Source organism: Streptomyces sp. NPDC001927 (genome assembly GCF_053594455.1).
The window spans coordinates 181,908-206,856 of sequence record NZ_JBSFEN010000013.1; the positions used below are offsets into that span (position 1 = coordinate 181,908).

General features: G+C 72.0%; 17 protein-coding genes. 13 read left to right on the plus strand and 4 right to left on the minus strand.

Annotation, left to right across the window (positions count from 1 at the left end; genetic code table 11):
- The first annotated feature begins 15 nt into the window (after window positions 1–15).
- Genes ACWCO8_RS31975 through ACWCO8_RS31995 form a run of 5 tightly spaced genes read left to right on the plus strand, consistent with a single transcriptional unit; the run spans window position 16 to window position 5,639 of the window.
- Window positions 16–1,263: an ABC transporter substrate-binding protein gene (locus ACWCO8_RS31975; RefSeq protein ID WP_451035155.1), complete on the plus strand. Its 1,248-nt coding sequence runs from the start codon at window positions 16–18 to the stop codon at window positions 1,261–1,263.
- A 43-nt stretch (window positions 1,264–1,306) separates the two neighbouring features.
- Window positions 1,307–2,458, plus strand: a complete 1,152-nt coding sequence (locus tag ACWCO8_RS31980; protein WP_451035156.1) for an ABC transporter ATP-binding protein — start codon at window positions 1,307–1,309, stop codon at window positions 2,456–2,458.
- Entirely contained in the window at window positions 2,455–3,390 is a 936-nt protein-coding gene (locus ACWCO8_RS31985; RefSeq protein WP_451035157.1) for an ABC transporter permease, read from the plus strand. The genes ACWCO8_RS31980 and ACWCO8_RS31985 overlap by 4 nt, the downstream gene beginning before the upstream one ends.
- Window positions 3,390–4,184, plus strand: coding sequence for an ABC transporter permease (locus tag ACWCO8_RS31990; RefSeq protein WP_451035158.1), 795 nt, complete (start codon window positions 3,390–3,392; stop codon window positions 4,182–4,184). Before ACWCO8_RS31985 ends, ACWCO8_RS31990 begins: the two co-directional genes overlap by 1 nt.
- A gap of 36 nt (window positions 4,185–4,220) precedes the next feature.
- A complete protein-coding gene (locus ACWCO8_RS31995; protein ID WP_451035159.1) occupies window positions 4,221–5,639 on the plus strand; it encodes an NAD(P)/FAD-dependent oxidoreductase in 1,419 nt (472 codons plus the stop codon).
- Between the two features lie 6 nt (window positions 5,640–5,645).
- Here ACWCO8_RS31995 and ACWCO8_RS32000 read toward each other — a convergent pair whose 3' ends face one another.
- The gene (locus ACWCO8_RS32000) at window positions 5,646–7,913 is read right to left on the minus strand and encodes an MMPL family transporter (protein WP_451035160.1); all 2,268 of its coding nucleotides are present in this window, start codon (window positions 7,911–7,913) and stop codon (window positions 5,646–5,648) included.
- A 289-nt stretch (window positions 7,914–8,202) separates the two neighbouring features.
- Between ACWCO8_RS32000 and ACWCO8_RS32005 the strand changes: the two genes are divergently transcribed.
- Together ACWCO8_RS32005 and ACWCO8_RS32010 are read left to right on the plus strand one after the other, a co-directional pair.
- The gene (locus ACWCO8_RS32005) at window positions 8,203–8,673 is read left to right on the plus strand and encodes a hypothetical protein (protein ID WP_451035161.1); all 471 of its coding nucleotides are present in this window, start codon (window positions 8,203–8,205) and stop codon (window positions 8,671–8,673) included.
- Between the two features lie 206 nt (window positions 8,674–8,879).
- Complete coding sequence (locus tag ACWCO8_RS32010; protein ID WP_451035162.1) at window positions 8,880–10,655, plus strand: chitinase; 1,776 nt, start codon at window positions 8,880–8,882, stop codon at window positions 10,653–10,655.
- A 74-nt stretch (window positions 10,656–10,729) separates the two neighbouring features.
- On the opposite strand, the gene ACWCO8_RS32015 is transcribed toward ACWCO8_RS32010, so the two are convergent.
- From ACWCO8_RS32015 to gabT, 3 genes are all read right to left on the minus strand, one after another.
- Window positions 10,730–11,392, minus strand: coding sequence for a hypothetical protein (locus tag ACWCO8_RS32015; RefSeq protein WP_451035163.1), 663 nt, complete (start codon window positions 11,390–11,392; stop codon window positions 10,730–10,732).
- Between the two features lie 19 nt (window positions 11,393–11,411).
- Window positions 11,412–12,182 (minus strand): phosphatase PAP2 family protein, encoded by a 771-nt coding sequence (locus tag ACWCO8_RS32020; protein ID WP_451035164.1) that lies wholly within the window; start codon window positions 12,180–12,182, stop codon window positions 11,412–11,414.
- Between the two features lie 96 nt (window positions 12,183–12,278).
- Complete coding sequence (gabT, locus tag ACWCO8_RS32025) at window positions 12,279–13,613, minus strand: 4-aminobutyrate--2-oxoglutarate transaminase (protein WP_362003311.1); 1,335 nt, start codon at window positions 13,611–13,613, stop codon at window positions 12,279–12,281.
- Window positions 13,614–13,830: 217 nt separating this feature from the next.
- Between gabT and ACWCO8_RS32030 the strand changes: the two genes are divergently transcribed.
- From ACWCO8_RS32030 to aroA, 6 genes are all read left to right on the plus strand, one after another.
- Window positions 13,831–16,257, plus strand: coding sequence for an ATP/GTP-binding protein (locus tag ACWCO8_RS32030; RefSeq protein WP_451035165.1), 2,427 nt, complete (start codon window positions 13,831–13,833; stop codon window positions 16,255–16,257).
- A 148-nt stretch (window positions 16,258–16,405) separates the two neighbouring features.
- Window positions 16,406–17,965: a PucR family transcriptional regulator gene (locus ACWCO8_RS32035; protein WP_451035166.1), complete on the plus strand. Its 1,560-nt coding sequence runs from the start codon at window positions 16,406–16,408 to the stop codon at window positions 17,963–17,965.
- A 754-nt stretch (window positions 17,966–18,719) separates the two neighbouring features.
- Complete coding sequence (locus ACWCO8_RS32040; RefSeq protein ID WP_451035167.1) at window positions 18,720–19,688, plus strand: EamA family transporter; 969 nt, start codon at window positions 18,720–18,722, stop codon at window positions 19,686–19,688.
- 247 nt (window positions 19,689–19,935) lie between these two features.
- Window positions 19,936–21,381 carry an aldehyde dehydrogenase family protein gene (locus tag ACWCO8_RS32045; RefSeq protein ID WP_451035168.1) on the plus strand — a complete coding sequence of 482 codons (1,446 nt, stop codon included), beginning with the start codon at window positions 19,936–19,938 and terminating at the stop codon, window positions 21,379–21,381.
- A 209-nt stretch (window positions 21,382–21,590) separates the two neighbouring features.
- On the plus strand, window positions 21,591–23,519 hold the full coding sequence (locus ACWCO8_RS32050) for an acyl-CoA dehydrogenase family protein (protein ID WP_451035169.1): 1,929 nt from the start codon (window positions 21,591–21,593) through the stop codon (window positions 23,517–23,519).
- Between the two features lie 140 nt (window positions 23,520–23,659).
- Complete coding sequence (aroA, locus tag ACWCO8_RS32055) at window positions 23,660–24,949, plus strand: 3-phosphoshikimate 1-carboxyvinyltransferase (protein WP_451035170.1); 1,290 nt, start codon at window positions 23,660–23,662, stop codon at window positions 24,947–24,949.

Here is a 24,949-nt window from a genome sequence, read left to right on the forward strand (position 1 = left end):
CGGAAGGCACAGCGCATGGACCAGTACGAGCCCGACAGCCTGTCCGCCGCGCAACTCGCGGCGATGCGACGCAGTCTGACGAGTGGCCGGGGTGCCCTCACCCGCCGTTCGATGCTGCGCGCCGGAGGCGTCGGCGCGCTCACGATCGGCGGCCTCGCGTCCCTCAGCGCGTGCGGCATCCCGCCGGCCAAGCGCGAGGGCGAGGGCCCCGCGTCCACCGACTTCTCGGCCAAGGAGAAGCAGCTCAGCTTCTCCAACTGGACCGAGTACATGGACGTCAGCGAGGACGAGAAGTCCCGCCCGACCCTGGAGGCGTTCACCAAGCGCACCGGGATCAAGGTCAAGTACACCGAGGACATCAACGACAACGTCGAGTTCTTCGGCAAGATCAAGCCGCAGCTCGCGGCCGGCCAGGACACCGGCCGCGACCTGATCTGCGTCACCGACTGGCTCGCCGCCCGCCTCATCCGGCTCGGCTGGGCGCAGAAGCTCGACGCGGCCAACCTGCCCAACGCGTACGCGAACCTCTCCGCGCAGTTCCGCCGCCCCGACTGGGACCCGGGCCGTGCCTACTCGTACCCGTGGACCGGCATCTCCACCGTCATCGCCTACAACACCAAGGCGACCGGCGGGAAGAGGATCGACTCCGTCACCCAGCTCCTGGACGACCCCGCCCTCAAGGGCCGGGTCGGCTTCCTCACGGAGATGCGCGACACCGTCGGGATGACCCTGCTCGACATGGGCAAGGACCCGGGGAAGTTCACCGACGCCGAGTACGACCAGGCGATAGGCCGGCTCCAGAAGGGCGTCGACAAGAAGCAGATCCGCCGCTTCACCGGCAACGACTACACCTCGGACCTGGACAAGGGCGACCTCGCCGCCTGCCTCGCCTGGGCCGGTGACGTCATCCAGCTCCAGGCCGACAACCCCGACATCCAGTACGCGATCCCCTCGGCCGGCTACATCACCTCCAGCGACAACCTGATGGTCCCGGCCAAGGCCCGGCACAAGGCCAACGCCGAGAAGCTCATCGACTACTACTACGAGCTCCCGGTCGCCGCCCAGCTCGCCGCGTACATCAACTACGTCTGCCCGGTCGACGGGGTGAAGGACGAGCTCGCCAAGATCGACCCCGAGCTCGCCTCCAACACGCTGATCCTCCCCGACAAGGCCATGGCCGCGAAGTCGCACGCCTTCCGCTCGCTGAGCAGCCAGGAAGAGACGGCGTACGAGGAGAAGTTCGCCAAGCTCATCGGCGCCTGAGCCCCCTGCCGTCCACCTCTTACGAACCCTGGGATCGCAACCCATGACTGACAAGAACACCGGCGGCGACGTCCGTCTCACCGGCATCAGCAAGACGTACGGCTCCTTCACCGCCGTCCACCCGCTCGACCTGACCGTCCCGCAGGGCTCGTTCTTCGCGCTCCTCGGCGCCTCCGGCTGCGGCAAGACGACCACGCTCCGGATGATCGCCGGCCTCGAGGACCCCAGCACCGGCTCGGTCTTCCTCGGCGACACCGACGTCACCGACCTCCCGCCGTACAAGCGGCCGGTCAACACCGTCTTCCAGTCCTACGCGCTCTTCCCGCACATGGACATCACCGAGAACATCGCCTTCGGTCTGCGCCGGCGCGGCATCAAGTCCGTCAAGAAGCAGGTCGACGACATGCTGGAGCTCGTCCAGCTCGGCGACAAGGCCCGGCACAAGCCGCACCAGCTCTCCGGCGGCCAGCAGCAGCGCGTCGCCGTGGCCCGCGCCCTCATCAACCACCCGCAGGTCCTGCTCCTCGACGAGCCGCTCGGCGCGCTCGACCTCAAGCTGCGCCGCCAGATGCAGCTGGAACTCAAGCGGATACAGACCGAGGTCGGCATCACCTTCGTGCACGTCACCCACGACCAGGAGGAGGCCATGACCATGGCCGACCAGGTCGCGGTGATGAACGGCGGCCGGGTCGAGCAGCTCGGCGCCCCCGCCGACCTCTACGAGAACCCGCGGACCACGTTCGTCGCCAACTTCCTCGGCACCTCCAACCTCATCGAGGCCGAGGTCGCCGAGACCGGCGGCTCCGACCTGGTCGTGACGGCCGGCGGCGGCAAGCTCCGGCTGCCCGCCGACCGCTGTTCGGCGACCGTGCGCACCGGCGGCCAGGTCCTCGTGGGCGTCCGCCCCGAGAAGATCTCGCTCACCCACGCCGACGACGCGGCCTCCATAGCCGACGGCCGCAACAAGGTGACCGGCCGGATCGCCGACTCCTCCTTCATCGGCGTCTCCACGCAGTACGTCGTGAACTCGCCGGCCGGGGCCGAACTCCAGGTCTACGAGCAGAACATCGAGCGCGACGCCCGCCTCCGTCCCGGCGCCGAGGTGATCCTGCACTGGAACCCGGCCCACACCTTCGGCCTCGACGCGGCCCAGGACATCGACGCGGGCGTGGAGACGGTGGAGGACGCCGGATGAGCACCTCCACCCTCACGAAGGAGGAGGAGACCGCGCCGTCCGGAGCACCGGTGACGCGGAAGCCCTCCACCCGCAAGCGGCTCGTCCCGTACTGGCTGCTGCTGCCCGGCATCATCTGGCTGCTCGTCTTCTTCGCGCTGCCGATGGTCTACCAGGCCTCGACCTCCGTGCAGACCGGCTCCCTGGAGAAGGGCTTCGAGGTCACCTGGCACTTCCAGACCTACTGGGACGCCTTCCAGGAGTACTGGCCGCAGTTCGTCCGTTCGCTGCTGTACGCCGGTACCGCCACGCTCCTGTGCCTGCTCCTCGGCTACCCGCTGGCGTACATGATCGCCTTCAAGGCCGGCCGCTGGCGCAACCTGGTCCTCGTCCTCGTCATCGCGCCCTTCTTCACCAGCTTCCTCATCAGGACCCTGGCCTGGAAGACGATCCTCGCCGACGACAGCCTGGTCGTCGACGCGCTGAACGCGCTGCACGTCCTGGACGTGACCAGCTGGCTCGGCTGGACCCAGGGCGACCGCGTGCTCGCCACCCCGATGGCCGTGGTCTGCGGTCTGACGTACAACTTCCTGCCCTTCATGATCCTGCCGCTCTACACCTCCCTGGAGCGGATCGACGGCCGGCTGCACGAGGCCGCGAAGGACCTGTACGCGTCCCCCGCCACCACCTTCCGCAAGGTGACGTTCCCGCTGTCGATGCCCGGCGTCGTCTCCGGCACCCTGCTCACCTTCATCCCGGCGAGCGGCGACTACGTCAACGCCGAACTCCTCGGCTCGACCGACACCAAGATGGTCGGCAACGTCATCCAGTCGCAGTTCCTGCGGGTCCTCGACTACCCGACGGCCGCCGCGCTGTCCTTCATCCTCATGGCGATCGTGCTGCTCATGGTCACCGTCTACATCCGCCGCGCGGGAACGGAGGACCTGGTCTGATGCGTTGGATCCGTCGGAACCTTGTCGTCATCGCGGGCCTGCTGACGCTCGCGTACATGATCCTGCCGAACATCGTCGTGATGGTGTTCTCGTTCAACAAGCCGAACGGGCGGTTCAACTACGCCTGGCAGCGCTTCTCGCTCGACGCCTGGAAGGACCCGTGCGGCGTCGCCGACCTGTGCGGCTCGCTCACCCTGTCCCTGCAGATCGCCGCCTGGGCCACCCTCGGCGCCACGATCCTCGGCACGATGATCGCTTTCGCGCTGGTCCGCTACCGCTTCCGGGCGCGCGGCGCGATCAACTCGCTGATCTTCCTGCCGATGGCCATGCCCGAGGTCGTCATGGCCGCCTCCCTGCTCACGCTCTTCCTCAACATGGGCGCCGAGCTCGGCTTCTGGACGGTCCTGATCGCCCACATCATGTTCTGCCTGTCGTTCGTGGTGACGGCGGTCAAGGCGCGCGTGATGTCGATGGACCCGCGCCTGGAGGAGGCCGCCCGCGACCTCTACGCGGGGCCGGTGCAGACCTTCGTACGGGTCACGCTGCCGATCGCCGCCCCCGGCATCGCCGCCGGCGCGCTGCTCGCCTTCGCGCTCTCCTTCGACGACTTCATCATCACCAACTTCAACGCGGGCTCGACCGTCACCTTCCCCATGTTCGTCTGGGGCTCGGCACAGCGCGGTACGCCCGTCCAGATCAACGTCATCGGCACGGCGATGTTCGTCATTGCTGTACTGGTGGTGGTAGCCGGACAGATCATCACGAACCGGCGCAAGAAAACAGCGACAAGCTGAGATGACCCCGAGCAACACCTGAAGGAGTTGGAAACCATGGCCCCACGCGCCATGCGTCTCGCTGCCCAATCTCTCTCCGACGCCCAGCCCGTCCCCTTCTGGCTGGAAGACCCCGGCAAGCCCGGAGCCCTGCCCGCCCTCACCGGCACCGAGAAGTGCGATCTCCTCGTCGTCGGCGGCGGCTACAGCGGACTGTGGACCGCGCTCCTCGCCAAGGAGCGCGACCCCTCCCGGGATGTCGTACTGATCGAAGGCCGCGAGGTGGGCTGGGCCGCCTCGGGCCGCAACGGAGGCTTCTGCGCCGCCTCCCTCACCCACGGCTTCGGCAACGGGCTCGCCCGCTGGCCGGGCGAGCTGCCGAAGCTGGAGGAGCTCGGCGAGCGCAACCTCGACTCCATCGAGGCGGCGGTCGCCCGCTACGGCCTGGACTGCGACTTCGAGCGCACCGGCGAGATCGACGTCGCCACCGAGCCGTACCAGGTGGACGAGCTCCACGAGGTGTACGAGGAGATCGAGCGGCTCGGTCTCGCCGACGGCCTCGACCTCCTCGACGGCGACGCGGTCCGCGCGGAGGTCGACTCCCCGACCTTCCTCGGCGGCCTGTACGACCGGCGCGGCGTCGCCATGCTCAACCCGGCGAAGCTGGCCTGGGGCCTCAAGCAGGCCTGCCAGGACCTCGGCGTACGGATCTACGAGAACACCCCGGGCCTCGACCTGGCCTCCGTCGGTGCGGGCATGGGGGTGCGCACCCCGTACGGCAGGATCCTCGCCCGCCGGGTCGCGCTCGGCACCAACGTCTTCCCGTCGCTGGTCAAGCGGGTCCGTCACTACACCGTCCCGGTCTACGACTACGCCCTGATGACCGAGCCGCTCTCGGCCGAGCAGCTCGCCGCCGTCGGCTGGAAGAACCGCCAGGGCCTCGGGGACAGCGCCAACCAGTTCCACTACTTCCGGATCACCGCCGACAACCGGATCCTGTGGGGCGGCTACGACGCGATCTACCGCTTCGGCGGCAAGGTCAGCGCCGAGATGGACCACCGCCCGGAGACGTACCTGAAGCTCGCCGAGCACTTCTTCCACTGCTTCCCGCAGCTGGAGGGGCTCCGCTTCAGCCACGCCTGGGGCGGCGCGATCGACACCTGCTCGCGCTTCTCGGCCTTCTTCGGTACGGCGTACCAGGGCAAGGTCGCGTACGCGGCGGGCTTCACCGGCCTCGGCGTGGGCGCCACCCGCTTCGGCGGCGACGTGATGCTCGACCTGCTCGCCGGTGAGCGCACCGAGCGGACCGAGCTGGAGATGGTCCGCTCCAAGCCGCTGCCGTTCCCGCCGGAGCCCATCGCCTGGGCGGGCATCGGCCTCACCAAGTGGTCGCTCGCCCGCGCCGACGAGAACGGCGGCCGGCGCAACCTGTGGCTGAAGGCCATGGACCGCGTGGGCCTCGGCTTCGACAGCTGAGGTTTCTCAGGCGCTCTTCGATGCCCCCGTCGGCCCACCGGCCGACGGGGGCATCTCGCTCTCGCCCTCGGTGTCGACGTGCGGCAGGATCCGGTCCAGCCAGCGCGGCGTCCACCAGGCCGACTTGCCGAGCAGCGTCATCACGGCGGGCACGAGCAGCAGGCGCGCGACCGTCGCGTCGATGAGCACGCTCGCCGCGAGACCGAGGCCCATCATCTTGATGACGATGTTGTCGTTGAGGATGAAGGCCGCGAAGACGCTCACCATGATGAGCGCCGCGCAGGTGATGACCCGGGCCGTGATCTCCAGGGCGTGCGCCACGCTCGCCTTCGCGTCGCCGGTGCGCAGCCACGCCTCGTGGACCCGGGACAGCAGGAAGATCTCGTAGTCCATGGAGAGACCGAAGACGATGGCGAACATCATCATCGGCACATAGCTCTCGATGGGCACGTCACCGGAGACCCCGAGCGCCGGGCCGCCCCAGCCCCACTGGAAGACGGCGACCACCACGCCGTACGAGGCCGCGATCGACAGCAGGTTGAGCACCGCGGCCTTGAGGGCGACGAGCGGGCCGCGGAAGACGACCAGGATGACGAGGAACGCCAGGGCGACGACCACCGCGATGATGAGCGGCAGCCGGCTGGAGACGATGTCGAGGAAGTCCACCTGGGCGGCGGTGGTGCCGGTGACGTACGTCTGCGCGGTGGTGCCGCTGACCGCCTGTGGGAGGACGTCGTCGGCGAGGTGATTGGTCAGGGACGTGGTCTTCTCGTCCTGCGGGGCGGCGACCGAGTAGGCCGTCGCGAGCAGGACGTCGCCGTCCGAGGTCGGCGTGAGCGGCGTGATCAGGAGGGCGTCGGGAACGTCGGTGAGCGCCTTCTGTGCCTGGCTCGCCAGCGAGGAACGGTCGGCCTCGGGGACCGAGGTCTGGTCGATCACCAGCGTCAGCGGTCCGTTGGAGCCCGGCCCGAAGGCCGCGGTCATCAGGTCGTACGCGCGCCGGTCGGTGAAGGACTTCGGGTCCGCGCCGTCGCCGATGTGTCCGAGCTGGATGGAGAAGAGGGGGATGGCGAGCACGGCGAGGACGACGACACCCGAGGTGAGGAACCACCACGGACGGCGTTCCACGCGCTGGGCGTAGCGGTGCCAGGTGCCGGTCCCCTCACCGGTGGTCTCGTCGACCTCGGCCACGGGCTCGCGCAGGTGGAACCGGTCGATGTGGCGCCCGATGAGCCCCAGCATCGCCGGAACGAGCGTGAGGGCGCCGATGACGGCCGTGACCACGGTGGAGGTCGCGGCCAGACCGAGCAGTCCGATGAAGCTGAGCCCGGAGACCCAGAGGCCGCAGAGGGCGATGATGACGGTGCAGCCCGAGACGAGGACGGCCCGCCCGCTGGTCGCCGTGGCGACCCCGGCCGCCGTCACCGGATCCTGACCGTTCATCAGCAGCTGCCGGTGCCGGGTGATGAGGAAGAGAGCGTAGTCGATGCCGACGCCGATGCCGATCATCGTGGCCAGGGTGGGGGAGACGGTCGCGAAGGTCCACACGGAGGCGAGGAGACCGAGCGCCGAGAGCCCGCAGAGGGCCGCCACGAGGGCCGTGACCAGAGGGAGCACGGCGGCGATCAGACTGCCGAAGCCGATGATCAGGACGACGATCGCGACACCGAAGCCGATCGCCTCGCTCACCCGGTCGTCCGCCTCGGGCCGGGCGAGTTCACCGAGCGAACCGCCGTACTCGACCTCGACCCCGGCGGCGCGCAGGGGTTCCACGGCGCTGTCCACACCGGTCAGGTAGGCGTCGCCGAGGGTGCTGGGCTGCACGCTGAAGCGGATGGTGATGTACCCGGTCTTCCCGTCACTGGACAGCGGCCCGACGTCGGGAGTGCCCGGGGGCGGGGTGGGCGGCTGGCTGCCGGGCGCGGGCAGCGGGCTCGTGACGTTCAGGACGTCCGGGAGCTTCTCCAGCGCGTCCACGGTGGACGAGATCTGGTCGCTGACCTCGGTGAGCGGCTTGGCACCGTCGTACAGCACGACCTGGGCGCTGTAGCCGCCGGCGGCGGGCTCGTGCGCGCGGAGCACGTCGAGCCCCTCCTGGGACTGGGTGCCGGGCAGCGCGTAGTTGTCGGAGTACTCGCCGCCGTACGCGTTGTTCAGCGCGATCAGGGCGCCCAGCGCGACCACCCAGGCGACGAGGACGACGACGAAGTGCCGGGCCGACCACTCGCCCATCCGCCGCAGCAGTCCTTTGCTCCGAGGGGTCGGATTCGACATGGGGGCTCCCGGGGCGAGTGCGGCGCGCGTACGGAGAGCCATACGAACACGCGGCGGCGGGCGGGCCCGGGAGCCGCCGACCCGGACCACCGCTCTCCACCCGAACGGGCGCGCGCCGAAGGGTGAGGGGGCGCGGTGCGGGCGGTACGCGCCCCGGGCGCACCCCAATCCCATGCGATGTGACCCAGCTCACTACCAACTCGTGGCCCGAACCCGCGTAATGATCGTCACCGAGCCCGCTCTCTGCGTGTGGACACCGTGTCCGTACAGGGAAGGGAGGCCGTAGGCCATGACTGGTTCGGGGGCGGCCAAGACCGCGGTGGAGTGGCTGGCGTCGGTGGCACCGGATCCCGACGCCTGCCGCTGGGAGTGGGAGCGCAATCCGCTCGGGATCGCGCTGCTGCCGGCCGGCAGGCGATGGGACGTGCTGATCCTGCCGGGGGAGCTCGGATATCCCACGCTCGACGTGCTGACCCGGCTCGTGGACCGCCCCGGCCCGGTCCTCGCCGACTTCGGGGAGGCGCGGATGGGCTTCTTCGTCCCCCCGGGCACCGCCTCGCGCTGGCTCGGCACGGGCGTGCGCAGCGCGGGCCGCGGCACCTGGATCGTCGTCCCGTACCCCGGCCGGACGACCGGCGGCGTGCGCTGGCTGGTGACCCCGGACGGCAGCGGCACTCTCAACGACGCGGCGCTCCTGGAGATGGCGATGCACGAGGCGGCGGGCGGCCTGGCGCGGGGGGAGGACGGGCAGAGGTCTTGACCGGCCGGAGAGAGGCCTTGACCGGACGGGTCGACGTCTCGCGCGGGCGGACAGAGGTCTTGACCACTTGATTGGTCTGGACCATGCTGTGGCGCGCTCGTTCCACCTCGATTCCCCCACCCCCGGAGGCAGTTGTGGACCGCACCACAGAATCCCGAGGCACAGCACGCACCAGACGCAACCGACGCGCAGGCGGCAGGCCGCTCGTGCTCGCCCTGGCGGGAGTGCTCGCCGCCGGCGGGCTCGTCGCCCTCACCCCCGTCGCCCAGGCCGCCGACTCCGAGCTGGCCCGCAACGGAGGCTTCGAATCCGGCCTGGACGGCTGGAGTTGCACGGCGGGCAGCGGAGCCGTCGTCCCGTCCCCCGTGCACGGCGGGACCAAAGCCCTCCTTGCGACCCCGGCCGGCAGCGACCAGGCCAGGTGCTCCCAGACCGTCACCGTGAAGCCGAACTCCGCCTACACGCTGAGCGGTTGGGTGCGCGGCAGCTACGTCTACCTCGGCGCGTCCGGCACCGGGACCACGGACGTCTCCACCTGGACCCAGTCCGCCCCCGACTGGCAGAAGCTCAACACCACCTTCACGACCGGCGCCTCGACCACCTCCGTGACCCTCTACACCCACGGCTGGTACGGCACCGGCGCCTACCACGCCGACGACATCTCGCTCTTCGGCCCCGGCGGCGACCCGGTCCAGATACCGGCCGTCCCCACCGGCCTCGCGGCGGGCTCCCCGACCTCCTCCTCCGTACCGCTGTCCTGGCCCGCGGTGCCCGGAGCGACTTCCTACAAGGTCTACCGCGGCGGCGTCCTCGTGGCGACGGTCACCGGCACCTCGTACACCGCGACCGGCCTCGCGCCCTCGACCTCGTACAACTTCCAGGTCTCCGCCGTGAACAGCGCGGGCGAGTCGGCCAAGTCCGGGGCGGTCTCGGCGACCACGACGTCCGGCGGCGGCGGGAACCCGGGCCTGCCCGCCCACGCGCTCGTCGGCTACCTCCACGCCAGCTTCGCCAACGGCTCCGGCTACACCCGGATGGCCGACGTCCCCGACTCCTGGGACGTCATCAACCTCGCCTTCGGCGAGCCGACCTCGGTGACCTCGGGCGACATCCGCTTCTCGCTCTGCCCGGCCACGGAATGCCCGAACGTGGAATCCGTCGCCGACTTCAAGGCGGCGATCAAGGCCAAGCAGGCGGCCGGCAAGAAGGTCCTGATCTCCATCGGCGGCCAGAACGGCCAGGTCCAGCTCTCCACCACGGCCGCGCGCGACGCCTTCGTCACCTCCGTCTCGAAGATCATCGACGAGTACGGACTCGACGGCCTGGACATCGACTTCGAGGGCCACTCCCTGTCGCTCAACACGGGCGACACGGACTTCCGCAGCCCCACGAGCCCGGTGATCGTCAACCTGATCTCGGCGATCAAGTCCCTGAAGGCCAAGTACGGCGCGAACTTCGTCCTGACGATGGCCCCGGAGACCTTCTTCGTCCAGCTCGGCTACCAGTTCTACGGCTCCGGCCAGTGGGGCGGCCAGGATCCGCGCGCCGGCGCGTACCTCCCGGTCATCCACGCCCTGCGCGACGACCTCACCCTGCTCCACGTCCAGGACTACAACTCGGGCCCGATCATGGGCCTCGACAACCAGTACCACTCCATGGGCGGCGCGGACTTCCACATCGCGATGACCGACATGCTCCTCACCGGCTTCCCGGTCGCCGGCAACACCGACCGCGTCTTCCCGGCCCTCCGCCCCGACCAGGTCGCCATCGGCCTCCCGGCCTCCCCGAACGCGGGCAACGGCCACACCACCCCTGCCGAGGTCAACAAGGCCCTCGACTGCCTCACCAAGAAGACGAACTGCGGCACCTACCAGACCCACGGCACCTGGCCCGCCCTGCGCGGCCTGATGACCTGGTCGATCAACTGGGACCGCTTCAACGGCGGCGAGTTCAGCCGGAACTTCGACACGTATTTCGGATAAGCACTGCCAACTGGAGCTGACGGCACGCGGTACGCACGGAAGGGCCGGCCGCGCGGCCGGCCCTTCCCGCTGCCTCAGGCCGTAGGCCCCGCCGTCGCCGTACGCGCCTGCAGGCCCGCGCGGTGCAGAGCCCGGGTCATGGCCGGGAGGTCCGGGGCGCCCCCCTCCTCGGAGGTGGCGAACGTCGCGAGCAGCTCGGGGGTCAGGCTGCGCCGCTCGGAGTGGGCCAGGAGGGTCTCGCCGGCCGCCCCGTCGTAGCGGACGTGGTCGTTCAGCAGGCGCAGGGCGTCGGTCCGGTCGGTGAAGCGGCTCATGCCGCAGTCGAGGCCGTCGTCCTTCAGGTCGTCCGGGTACGGTGCGCGGGCCCAGGCGCCGTCCTCGTACCAGTAGACGCAGCCCAGTTCGTTGCCCGAGAGGCGGTCGCGGAGCTCTTCGTACGGGAGCCAGTCGGGGCCGCCCGCCAGCATGTCGACGGGCGGCGTGTGCCACTTGCAGTCGCTCGACTCGTCCTCGCCGAAGAGCACCCACCGGCCCTCGCCGACGCGGGAGAACGTCCACCAGGTGCAGCCGGAGTCGTCGAGGTGGAGCCCCTCGTCGTCGATCCAGCAGCCGGTCCGGTACCTCGTGCTCTCCTCGGCCTCCGTGGTCGCCTGCAGGACGGCCACCAGGGCCCACCGCGCCCACAGCACCTCGGGGGACGGCAAGTCTTGGGGGAGGCCGGGTCGTTGGATCGTCATCTCTGCTCCGGGTCGTCGCTCACGAACGTGAGGGGCGACCGTACCGCTCGGCGATCACCGGCCAGCGCAGCAGGGGCACGCAGAGGGCGAGCGAGGCCAGGACGTCCAGGGGCCAGTGGTAGCCGCGGAGGATCAGGCCCGCGCCCGTCAGGGCCGTCAGGAGGGCGGCGAGGGGGAGGAGGCGGCGGGAGACCAGCAGGGCCGCGCCCACGTACGCCACCATCGCCGTCGCCGTGTGGCCCGAGGGGTAGTAGCCGGCCGCCCAGGGTTCCAGGGGGCCCGGGCGGGCCGTCCACTCCTTCAGGGGGATGACCAGGAGCGGGACGGCGGCCATGGTGAGGCCCGCGACCAGGGCTTGGGCGCGGCGGCCGCGCCACACCGCGTACGCCATCGCGCAGGCCAGGACCGGGAGGGCGACCGTCATGTTGCCGAGGTCGGCGCCGAGTTCGGAGACGGGGCGCGGGACGAGGTCCACGAGGGAGCGCGAGACGCGCTCGTCCAGGCGGGCCAAGGGGCCCTCCACCAGGACCTGCCAGGTGACGACCGCGAGCAGGACGACCGAGAGGAAGACAGCCGGACGCCCCGGAACAGGGGGGGTGGTTCCGGGGCGTCCGAGGTGATCGGGCTGCCGCGCGCCCCGGGGGGTGTGGGGCGGGCGGACGTCCGATCGGTGAGGAGTTCCGGAGCGCGAGGCTCCAGTGGTGTGCGCCAGGGCGCGACCAGGACGGGGCTGGGGAGGCTCCGGCCTGTTGTCGCCCGCAGTCTCCTGCGAGCGGGGTGTTTCTCTCATCTGCAGAAACCGTACGGCAGACAGAAGGGGACCGACAGCCGGATCTCCATCCCGCCATCGGCCCCCCACACTCTCTTCACACCGCGTCTGATCGGATCAGATCTGGCCGAACGCGTTCTCGATGACGTCGAGGCCCTCGTTCAGGAGGTCGTCGCCGATGACCAGCGGCGGCAGGAAGCGGAGCACGTTGCCGTAGGTGCCACAGGTCAGGACCAGCACGCCCTCGGCGTGGCAGGCCTTCGCGAGCGCGCCCGCGGCCTCCGGGTTCGGCTCCTTGGTCGCGCGGTCCTTGACCAGCTCGATGGCGATCATGGCGCCGCGGCCGCGGATGTCACCGATGGCGTCGAACTTCTCCGCCATCGCCGACAGGCGGGTCTTCATGACGGACTCGATGTGCTTCGCCTTGGCGTTGAGGTCGAGCTCCTTCATCGTCTCGATGGAGCCGAGCGCGCCGGCGCAGGCCACCGGGTTGCCGCCGTAGGTGCCGCCCAGGCCGCCGCCGTGCACGGAGTCCATGATCTCGGCGCGGCCGGTGACGGCGGCGAGCGGCAGACCGCCCGCGATGCCCTTGGCGGTCGTGATCAGGTCCGGGACGATGCCCTCGTCCTCGCACGCGAACCACTGGCCGGTGCGGCAGAAGCCGGACTGGATCTCGTCGGCGACGAAGACGATGCCGTTGTCGTTGGCGAACTTCACGATCGCCGGCAGGAAGCCCTTGGCCGGCTCGATGAAGCCACCCTCGCCGAGGACCGGCTCGATGATGATCGCGGCGACGTTCTCGGCGCCGATCTGCTTGGAGATCTGGTCGATCGCCTGGGCGGCGGCCTCGGGGCCGCAGTTCTCGGCGCCGGTGGGCCAGCGGTAGCCGTAGGCGACCGGCACGCGGTAGACCTCGGGGGCGAACGGGCCGAAGCCCTGCTTGTACGGCATGTTCTTCGCCGTCAGCGCCATCGTGAGGTTGGTGCGGCCGTGGTAGCCGTGGTCGAAGACGACGACGGCCTGGCGCTTGGTGTACGAACGGGCGATCTTGACCGCGTTCTCGACGGCCTCGGCGCCCGAGTTGAAGAGCGCGGACTTCTTGGCGTGGTCGCCCGGGGTCAGCTCGGCGAGGGCCTCGCAGACCTCGACGTAACCCTCGTACGGCGTCACCATGAAACAGGTGTGGGTGAAGTCGGCGAGCTGCGCGGCGGCGCGGCGCACGACGGCCTCGGCGGAGGCGCCGACGGAGGTCACGGCGATGCCGGAACCGAAGTCGATCAGGCGGTTGCCGTCGACGTCCTCGATGATGCCGCCGCCGGCCTTCGCGGTGAAGACGGGCAGCACGGAGCCCACGCCGCCGGCCACGGTGTCGAGGCGGCGGGCCTGAAGCTCCTGCGACTTCGGGCCGGGAATGGCGGTGACGACGCGCCGCTCCTGCGGGACAGCGTTCATGCGAGGCTCCTGGGGTGTTCTGGACGCTCTTGTGGGTTTCTTCCGCAGGCTAGGCGCGGGGGCGGGACACGGGCATGCGCCGATCGGGAGTGTTGCGGGGTATGTCGTTGTCCGGTCTGGACATGGCGGCGGGGAAACCGCTCCGGGCCGGGCCGTGCCCACTAGATTGACGGTGGCACAGATGCGGCGACCTGGCTGGTCAGGGGGCAGGGGTTTCATGGAGACCGAAGGCACGTACGAGTCACGCGACACCCGGGGGAGCGGCGAGCCGCACGACCCCCGGGGAGGCGCGGTTCCGCGCCCGGCGGGGCCGCCTGTGCCGGCAGGCCCGCCCGCGCCGTCCGGGCAGTCCGGCCCGCCCGCGCCCTCCGGCCCTCCGCCCCAGGCGCCTTCCGCGCCTTCCGCGAGGGCTGCCGCGGCGCCGTCCCGCGTACCGGCGCCGCCGTCCCACGCGCCCAGCCGGCTCGGGGTCGCCGAGTGGCTCCGGATCCCGCGACCCTCCGCCGCCCCCGGCGTCTGGCGGCTCGGGCACCGCGAGCGGCCCGAGCAGGAGCCCGACCTCGTGCCCGGCCGGCAGCTGGTGACCGGCGCGTTCGTCGCGTACCTCTGCGGCTGGCTCCTCTGGTCGCTCCTCTGGAACGGCTATCTGGAGGGGTGGTGGATCTTCGTGAACGACTGGTGGCTGCTCCCCATGCTCTGGCTCGTCCCCGACGAGTGGCGCAACCCCGTGAGCCCCGACTTCGAGGTCTACGTCGGCGCCACCTACCTCTGGTACGCGATCCTCCTCGCCCTCTTCGCCGTCGGCTTCGGCCGCGTCGGCAACTGGCGCGAGGTCTGGCAGCGCTACGGCGTTCCCGTCTGGCCGCTCTTCGTGCTCCTGCCGGGCGTCTGGCGCGACATGCCCCGTACCGTCACCTGGCTCACCTGGGTCTCGAACCTCTACTACGTCCTCCTGATCGCCGCCCTCGTCGCCGCCGTCGGCCGGGTCGGCGCCTGGCCGGCCGTGCGGCGACGCCTCGGAACCGGTGACTCCGCGTCCGCCGGCCCGCCGCCCTCGCCCCGGCCCGAGGCCGACCCCGCCGCCTGGCCCGAGCTGCGGGACGCCGGGCTGCCCGAGGCCGCCGACCGGCTCGCCGAGGCGACCCGGCAAGGTGCGCTCGGGGACGTCGACTACGCCCGGATCCGCCGGGCCTGGCAGGGCGTACGGACCCGGCCCGAGCGCCTCGCCGCCTTCACCGAGGCCGTCCGCACCCGGGGCGCCGCCGCCTGCGGTCACCCCTCGGGCCTGCGCGACCTGCCCGTCCGTACCGCCACCCACGACCTCGCCACCGGCCAGGTCCTCATCGGCACCGCCGCCGACCACCCGCGCAACCCCTACGCCCGGCGCACCACCGGCGTCGCCCTGGAGCCGGCCGTGCTCGGGACCTCGCTGCTCGCCGTCGGGCCCGCGGGCGCCGGGAAGACCGTCCGGCTCGTCCGGCCCGTCGTCGAGGCGCTCTGCCTGCAGGCCCTCGCCAACCGGGCCGCCGTCGTCGCGGTGACCGCCCAGGGCGCCGGGATCGGCCCGGACGACTCCTTCGACGTGGTCGTCTCCGTCGGGCGGCCCGGGTCCACCCACGACCTGGACCTGTACGGCGGCTCCGACGACCCCGACGAGGCCGCCCGGATCCTGGCCGAGGCCCTCGTCGGGGACCTCACCACCGACAGCCGCCGGGCCGGCACCGCGCTCGCCCAGCTGATCGGCCCGTTCCGGGCCGCGTACGGCCGCTTCCCGGGCGTGCCCGAGCTGCGCGAGCTGCTCGCCGGGACGCCGGAGACGCTCGGCGCGCTCTGGGCCGCCGTCGCCGACGACCCCGCCCAGCTGCGCGAGCTCGACGCGCGGCAGCGCCAGGCGGACCGCGGCGACGAGGCGGGTGTCCTGCTCGCCGAGCGCATCGCCTTCCTGGACCGCCCGGCCTTCGCGGGCTTCTTCCGCACGGAGGTCGAGGGAGCGAAGGGGGACGACCGTCCGCAGTTCTCCCTCCGGGCCGTGGAGCACCCGCTCCGCGTCCGCGTCGACCTGCCCGAACGCGGGCACGCCGAGGCTTCCCGGATCGTCTCCCGGCTGCTGCTCGCCCAGTTCGCGGAGGCCGCCCTCGCCCGCCGCGACCGCTCGCTCTTCGCCTGCCTGGTCCTCGACGACGCGACGTACACCGTCACCGGCGACTCCGTACGGGCGCTGCAACGGCTGCGTTCGGCCAACGCGGGCGTCGTGCTCGCGCTCCGCAGCCTGGAGGACGTACCGGAGGCGCTGCGCGGGCCGCTGCTCGGCGCGGTCGGCTGCCGGATGGCGTTCGCCGGGATCGCGCCGTGGGACGGCGGGCGGTTCGCCGAGACCTGGGGCACCGAATGGGTGCAGACCCGGGACGTCACCAACCGGCAGATCATCTCCGACGAGCCGCTGACCAAGGCCCTGCACTTCATGCGCCGCCTGGTGACCGGCCGGGCGGCGACGGCGGAGGCCGTGACCGTACGGGAGGTGGAGCGCGAGCGCTGGTCTGCCTCGGACCTCGCGCACGCCGTCCCCGCCGGGCACGCGGTGCTCTCCCTGACCCACGTCCGTGGCGAGCACACGCCACCGCTCCTGGTGGACCTGCGGGGCTGACGGGCCGAGGTCGGCAAGGGCGCATTGTGGCCGAGGCGGTGCGCGGGGTGGCCGAGTCGAGCCGAAGCGGGCACGCGCGGGCCCTGGCACAATCGAGGGCGCCGCTCGGCTGAGCGGCGACCCCTCCCCAAAGGTCCGACGGTCCCCAATGCCGCCCACCCTCGCCTCCCTCGCCCAGCACTCGGCGCTCAAGCTCACCGTGCGCGCGGGTGAGGACCGCCTCGACACCCCCGTGCGCTGGGCCCACGTCAGCGAGCTCGCCGACCCCGTCCCCTACATGGAGGGCGGCGAGCTGCTGCTCACCACCGGACTCACCCTGGACGCGGAGGACGCCGAGGCGATGCGCCGCTACGTCCGGCGGCTGCTCGCCGCGGGCGTGGTCGGGCTCGGCTTCGCCATCGGCGTCAACTACGACGACATCCCGCCGGCGCTCGTGGAGGCGGCGGGGGCGGAGGGTCTGCCGCTGCTCGAAGTACCGCGCCGGACCCCGTTCCTGGCCATCAGCAAGGCGGTGTCGGCGGCGATCGCGGCCGACCAGTACCGGGCGGTCACGGCGGGCTTCGAGGCCCAGCGGGAGATGACCCGGGCGGCGCTCGCGGAGGGCCCGGACGCCGTCGTCGCACGGCTCGCGGCGCACGTGGACGGCTGGGCCGCGCTGTACGACACGTCCGGGACGGTCCTCGCCGCGTCGCCCGAGTGGGCGGCGCGCCGGGCCGCCCGGCTGACGCCCGACGTCGAACGGCTCCGGGAGCGGCCCGCGCCCGCGAGCGCGGTCGTCGGCGGCACGGAGGACCGGGTCGAGCTCCAGTCCCTGGGCACGGGGCGCCGGGTCAGGGGCGCGCTCGCGGTCGGCACGGGCGCGCCGCTCGGGACGGCGGAGCGGTACGCCGTGCACTCCGCGATCGCCCTGCTCACGCTGACCACCGAGCGGTCGCGCTCGCTGCAGGCGGCGGAGGCGCGGCTCGGGGCGGCGGTGCTGCGGATGATGCTGTCCGGGCAACCCGACCACGCGCGGGCGGTCGCAGGGGACCTCTACGGCGGGCTCCTGGACGCCCCCTTCCGCCTGCTCATCGCCGAGCAGGCGGCAGGGGAGCGGGAGGGCGAACCGCCGCTGCCGGAGCTGGCCGAGGCCCTGGAGTCGGCGGCGGCGCGGGCGGGCGAAACGGTTCTGACGGTCCCGGAGGGCGAGGAGCGGCTGCTGGTCCTCGCCGGGGACGGCGGGGCGGTCGTCTCGGCCTGCGAGGCGTACGCGGAACGGGACGCGGAGGAGGCCGGCGTCGTCGTCGGGCTCTCCGCCCCGGCGGGCCCGATCGCGGCGGCGGCCGCCTACAAGCAGGCCGAACAGGCCCTCTCGGTCGCGCGCCGACGCGGCAAGGCGCTGGTCGAGCACGAGGACCTGGCGGCCGGCTCGGTCCTCCCCCTGCTTGCCGACGATGCCGTCCGCGCCTTCGCGGACGGCATGCTCCGCGCCCTGTACGAACACGACGCGACCGGCCGCGGCGACCTGGTCGCCTCCCTCCGCGCCTGGCTCTCCCGCCACGGCCAATGGGACGCGGCCGCCGCCGACCTGGGCGTCCACCGCCACACCCTCCGCTACCGCATGCGCCGAGTAGAGGAGATCCTCGGCCGCTCCTTGGACGACCCGGACGTCCGCATGGAACTCTGGCTGGCCCTCAAGGCCACAGGCACGGACGCGGACACCCGCTGAGGACGATGCGCGGGGTCGAGGGCCCGGCTTGAGGCGCACCCGCGCGGCGAGGGCTTGGCTTGGGGCGCGCCCGGGCGGCGAGGGCCGGGCTTTGAGGCGGCACCCGCGCGGCGAGGGCCCGGCTTGGGGCGCACCCGCGCGGCGGGGGTCTGACTTGAGGCACACCTGCGCGGCGAGGGTCTGACTTGAGGCGCACCCGCGCGGCGAGGGTCTGACTTGAGGCACACCCGCGCGGCCCGGGGGCCCGGTCTGAGCTGGGCCAGTGCAACCCGCGCGGTCCTGGGACACGGCTGCCCCCGCCCGCCGCTCGCGCCCCACGCGGGACGCGAGCGGCCGGGGCCGGCGGCGAGGGCGGGCACGGCACCGAGGGTCGAGCGCCTGACCTGAGGGGCGTCGGCGCGGTCCTGGGACGGAAGCTGGCCCCTCCCGCCCAGGGCTGGTGACCAGGGCGGGAGAGGCCGGCGGATCGGAGCTCTCGGCGCGCGGCCCGCGCGGTTCCGGGGCCAACCCGCCTCCGCCTCCGCGCCCCGCGCCCGCCCCGGGGTCCGGGGCGGAGCCCCGGTTCGGGAAGGGGCGGGGTGGGGGAGAGCCCGCCGCAGGCGCCCCCCAGAACCCGCACCTGCACCCGCACCCGCCTGCCGAACCCCATCAGCCACCCCTCATCGCCCCGCGCGCGCCCTGAAATCCCCTTCCCCTGCCCGAACTCGGGCAGTTTTCCTGGCCTTTCGCCGCCGAACTCCCTAATCTCCTGCGCATGACAAGCCCCGCCGAACCGGCTCACGAGGTCCGATCCGACCCCCAAAAGCCCGGGACCGACCCCGCCTCCACCCCCACCCGGCGGATATCCGGCGCCGTCTGGGCCGCCCTCGGGATCGTGTACGTCGTCTGGGGGTCGACGTACCTCGGGATCCGGGTCGCCGTCGAGACGATGCCGCCGTTCCTCTCCGCCGCACTCCGGTTCGTCGTCGCGGGCCTCCTCCTCGTCGCCCTGATCGCCTGGCGCCAAGGCCCCTCCGCACTCAAGGTCAACCGCGCGCAGCTCGGCTCCGCCGCCCTCGTCGGGCTGCTCCTGCTCCTCGGCGGCAACGGCCTCGTCGTCCTCGCCGAGACCTCGATCCCCTCCGGTCTCGCCGCCCTCCTCGTCGCCGTCGTCCCCGCCTGGGTCGTCGTCCTCAAGGCCGGATTCGGTGAGCGCCCCACCGCCGGAGGCGTGGCCGGAGTCCTTCTGGGCCTGGCCGGCCTCGCGATCCTCACCCTCCCCGGAGTCAGCGGAGACGTCCGCATCGGCGGCGTCGTCCTCGTCGTCATCGGGACCCTGGCCTGGTCCGTCGGCTCCTTCTCCTCCTCGCGCATCCAGATGCCCGCCAACCCCTTCACCGCCAGCGCGTACGAGATGGTCGCCGGCGGCCTCGGCTGCGCCGCGGTCGGCCTGATCAGGGGCGAGCAGTACGGTCTCGACCTCGCGGCGATCTCCGTCCGGTCCTGGACCGCCCTCGCCTACCTCGTCGTCTTCGGGTCCCTGATCGCCTTCACCGCGTACGCCTGGCTGCTCCAGACCGCACCGCTCTCGCTGGTCGCCACCTACGCGTACGTCAACCCGGTCGTCGCCGTCCTCCTCGGCGCCCTCGTCCTGGACGAGGCCCTCACCTGGCCCATCGCCGTCGGCGGCGCGGTGGTCGTGGCGGGGGTGTGCCTGATCGTGACGACGGAACGCCGCCGCTGACAGGGGCGGGGCGTCGACGGGGCCTGGGCCCAGGCCCAGACCCGGGCCCAGGCCCAAGGCCCAAGCCCACGTCCCAGCCCCCAGCCCAGCCCAGGCCAGCCCCAGCCCCAGACCCGCACGCATGCCAATCCGTCAGAGTCACCCGCCCCCACCACTCCACACCGCACAAACCACCCCCGACCCCCTTCGCCCTAACGTGTCACGAGAGCAATCGCTCGCACCCCCGATACGAAAGGGCCGGGACGCAATGACTGCCACCCACGCCTTCTGGCTCGCCGGCCGCGAGGCCACCGGCGAGGCCACCTTCGACGTCACGAACTCCTATGACGGACGACTGGTCGGCAAGGTCAGCGTGCCCACCGAGGCCCAGGTCGAGGAGGCCGTCGCCGCCGCGCACGCCGTCGTCGACGAGTTCGCCGCGAGCCCGGCGCACGTCCGCGCCGCCGCCCTCGACCACGTATCGAAGCGGCTCGCCGAGCGCACCGAGGAGATCGCCCAGCTGATCTCCGCCGAGAACGGCAAGCCCATCAAGTGGGCGCGTGGCGAGGTCGGCCGCGCCGTCTCCGTCTTCCGCTTCGCCGCCGAGGAAGCCCGCCGCTTCAACGGCGGAGAGGCCCAGCGCCTCGACACCGAGGCCGGCGGCGTCGGCCGTCTGGCGATCACCCGCCGTATCCCCAAGGGCGTCGTCCTCGGCATCGCGCCGTTCAACTTCCCGCTGAACCTCAGCGCCCACAAGGTCGCCCCGGCCATCGCCGTCGGCGCCCCGATCATCCTCAAGCCGGCCCCGGCCACCCCCATCTCGTCCCTGATCCTGGGCGAGCTGCTCGCCGAGACCGACCTCCCGGCCGGCTCCTGGTCCATCCTGACCGTGCCGAACGACCGCATGCCCGCCCTCGTGCAGGACGAGCGCCTCCCGGTCATCTCCTTCACCGGCTCGGACACCGTCGGTTACGCCATCCAGCAGTCCGTGCCGCACAAGCACTGCACCCTGGAGCTCGGCGGCAACGCCGCCGCCGTCGTCCTCGGCGACTGGGCGTCCGAGCAGGACCTGGACTGGGCGGCGACCCGGATCGCCACCTTCTCCAACTACCAGGGCGGCCAGTCCTGCATCTCCGTGCAGCGCGTCATCGCCGACGCGGCCGTCTACGACCGGCTCGTCCCGAAGATCGTCGCGGCCGTCGAGGCCCAGGTCACCGGCGACCCGGCGGACGACGCCACCGACGTCGGCCCGCTGGTCAACGAGGACGCCGCCAAGCGCGTCGAGTCCTGGGTGGACGAGGCCGTCAAGGGCGGCGCGAAGCTGCTCACCGGCGGTGGCCGCGAGGGCGCGACCTACGCCCCGACCGTCCTCGCCGACCTCCCGGCCGACGTCACCCTGGCCCGCGCCGAGGTCTTCGGCCCGGTCCTCACGGTCGCCAAGGTCGACGGCGAGGCCGAGGCCTTCGCCGCCGTCAACGACTCGGACTTCGGCCTCCAGGCCGGCGTCTTCACCCACGACCTGCAGACCGCGTTCCGCGCCCACCGCGCGCTCGAGGTCGGCGGCGTGATCATCGGCGACGTCCCGTCCTACCGCGCCGACCAGATGCCGTACGGCGGTGCCAAGAAGTCCGGCGTCGGCCGCGAGGGCGTCAAGTACGCGATGGACGACTACACGTACGAGCGCGTCCTGGTCCTCACGGGCCTGGCGCTGTAACCCGTACGCCGTAAAGAGCCGACGGCCGGAGCCCACTGTGCGGGGGCTCCGGCCGTCTCCTTTGTTCCCGGCCGTTCCCGGTCGTTCCCGGTTGTTTCCGGCCGCCTTCGACGGCGACCGGTCGCCGTTCGTCTTTCCGAACCGCCCGGAATCGGGTACCACGGACAGTAGCCACAAAGGCACCCGACGAGCGGCGAGGTGAGCTCCTCATGTCCGCACCCACCCAGCGGCCCAAGGTCACGGAACGCGAGGCCCGGCAGGTCGCCGAGGCAGCGCGCGAGCAGGACTGGCGGAAACCCAGCTTCGCCAAGGAGCTGTTCCTCGGCCGCTTCCGGCTTGACCTCATCCACCCCCACCCGCTCCCGTCCGAGGAGGACGTACGGCGCGGTGAGGCCTTCCTCGCCAAGATGCGCGTCTTCTGCGAGACGCGGATCGACGGCCGGGCGATCGAACGCGAGGCCCGCATCCCCGACGAGGTCGTCACCGGTCTCAAGGAGATCGGCGCGTTCGGGATGAAGATCGACACGAAGTACGGGGGCCTCGGCCTCACCCAGGTGTACTACAACCGGGCCCTCGCCCTCGTGGGCTCCGCGAGCCCCGCGATCGGCGCGCTGCTCTCGGCGCATCAGTCGATCGGCGTACCGCAGCCCCTGAAGATCTTCGGTACGCAGGAACAGCGCGACGCGTACCTCCCGCGGCTGGCCACCACGGACATCTCCGCCTTCCTCCTGACCGAGCCGGACGTGGGCTCCGACCCGGCGCGGCTCGCCACCATGGCCGTACCGGACGGCGACGACAGCTACGTCATCGACGGCGTCAAGCTCTGGACGACCAACGGCGTCGTCGCGGACCTCCTCGTGGTCATGGCGCGGGTGCCGAAGTCCGAGGGCCATCGGGGCGGCATCACGGCCTTCGTCGTGGAGGCGGACTCGCCCGGCATCACGGTCGAGCACCGCAACGCGTTCATGGGCCTGCGCGGCCTGGAGAACGGCGTCACCAGGTTCCACGGCGTCCGTGTGCCCGCGGCGAACCGCATCGGCCCCGAGGGCGCGGGTCTCAAGATCGCCCTCACCACCCTGAACACCGGCCGGCTCTCGCTTCCCGCGATGTGCGTCGGCGCGGGGAAGTGGGCGCTGAAGATCGCCCGCGAGTGGTCGGCGGTACGGGAGCAGTGGGGCAAGCCGGTCGCCCGGCACGAGGCGGTCGGCACGAAGATCTCCTTCATCGCGGCGACCACGTTCGCCCTGGAGGCGGTCGTCGACCTCTCCTCGCAGATGGCCGACGAGGACCGCAACGACATCCGCATCGAGGCGGCGCTCGCGAAGCTCTACGGCTCCGAGATGGGCTGGCTCATCGCCGACGAGCTGGTCCAGATCCGGGGTGGGCGCGGCTACGAGACGGCGGACTCGCTGGCGGCCCGGGGCGAGCGGGCGGTGCCCGCGGAGCAGCTCCTGCGGGACCTCCGGATCAACCGCATTTTCGAGGGCTCGACCGAGATCATGCACCTGCTGATCGCCCGCGAGGCGGTCGACGCGCACCTCGCGGTCGCGGGCGACATCATCGACCCGGACAAGTCGCTGGGCGACAAGGCGAAGGCGGGCGCGCGGGCGGGCGGCTTCTACGCCCGCTGGCTGCCGAAGCTGGTCGCGGGACCGGGTCAACTCCCGAATGCGTACGCGGAGTTCGGCGCGCTGGCGACGCACCTGCGCTACGTGGAGCGGACGTCCCGGAAGCTGGCCCGCTCGACGTTCTACGCGATGTCGCGCTGGCAGGGCCGGATGGAGCTCAAGCAGGCGTTCCTCGGGCGGATCGTGGACATCGGCGCGGAGCTCTTCGCGATGAGCGCGGCGTGCGTACGGGCGGAGTGGCTGCGGTCCTCGGGCGACCCGCACGGGCGCGAGGCGCAGGCACTGGCGGACGCGTTCTGCCGGCAGGCGCGGCTGCGGGTGGAGGAGCTCTTCGGCCGCCTCTGGTCCAACACGGACGACATCGACCGCCGCGTCGTCGACGCGGTCCTGGCGGGCCGCTACGAGTGGCTGGAGTCGGGCGTGGTCGACCCCTCGGACGACGGCCCCTGGATCGCCGACGCCACCCCGGGCCCCTCCGACCAGGAAAACGCCCACCGCAAGATCCCCTGACGGGGACCTCCTGGGTGATGGTGGGCATCGGCCTCTGCCGGCCGATGCCCACCCGCCCCTCCCACGGCACCCGCAGCCACGAAACGTCCACGTCCCGGACGCCCCCCGCCACCTCGCCCGTCCCACGGCACCATGGCCCCGTGACCGTCATCGACATCCCCGGCTCCAAGTCCGTCACCGCACGCGCGCTCTTTCTCGCCGCGGCCGCCGACGGGACCAGCACGCTTCTTCGGCCGCTCGTCTCCGACGACACCGAGGGGTTCGCCGAAGGGCTCAAGGCCCTCGGGTACGAGGTCCGGCAGGACGCCGACGCCTGGCACATCCAGGGGCGGCCCCAGGGCCCCGCCGCCGACGACGCCGATGTCTACTGCCGCGACGGCGCCACCACCGCCCGCTTCCTCCCCGCCCTCGTCGCCGCCGGCGCCCACGGCACGTACCGCTTCGACGCCTCCCCCCAGATGCGCCGCCGCCCCCTCGGCCCCCTCACCACCGCCCTGCGCACCCTCGGCGTCGACCTCCGCCACCACGAGCGCGAGGGCCACCACCCCCTGACCGTCCACGCCGCCGGGATCAAGGGCGGTGCGCTCACGCTCGACGCCGGCCAGTCCTCCCAGTACCTGACCGCGCTCCTCATGCTCGGCCCGCTCACCGCCGAGGGCCTCTCCATCACCGTGACCGACCTGGTCTCGGAGCCGTACGTCGAGATCACCCTCGCGATGATGCGGGCCTTCGGCGCCCAGGTCACCCGGGAGGACCGCACCTACACCGTCGCGCCCACCGGCTACCGCCCCATCACCTACGCCGTCGAGCCCGACGCCTCCACCTCCTCGTACTTCTTCGCCGCCGCCGCCCTCGACCCCACCCCCGGCCGCGAAGTCACCGTCCCCGGTCTCGGCACCGGCGCCCTCCAGGGCGACCTCGGCTTCGTCGACGTCCTGCGCCGGATGGGCGCCGAGGTCGAGATGACCGCCGACGCCACCACCGTCCGCTCCACCGGGCGCCTCCACGGCCTCACCGTCAACATGCGCGACATCTCCGACACCATGCCGACCCTCGCCGCCCTCGCGCCCTTCGCCGACGGGCCCGTGCGGATCGAGGACGTCGCCAACACCCGCGTCAAGGAGTGCGACCGCCTCGACGCCTGCGCCCAGAACCTCCGCCGCCTCGGTGTCACCGTCACCACCGGGCCCGACTGGATCGAGATCCAGCCCGGCACCCCCACCGGACCCGCCGAGATCGCCACCCACGGCGACCACCGGATCGTCATGTCCTTCGCCGTCACCGCCCTGCGCACCCCCGGCATCACCTACGACGACCCCGGCTGCGTACGGAAGACCTTCCCGGGCTTCCACGACGTCTTCCACGACGTCTTCCAGGGATTCCCGCACCTCTCCGGCACCGGCTTCGGAGCGTTCACCCGCACCCAGTGA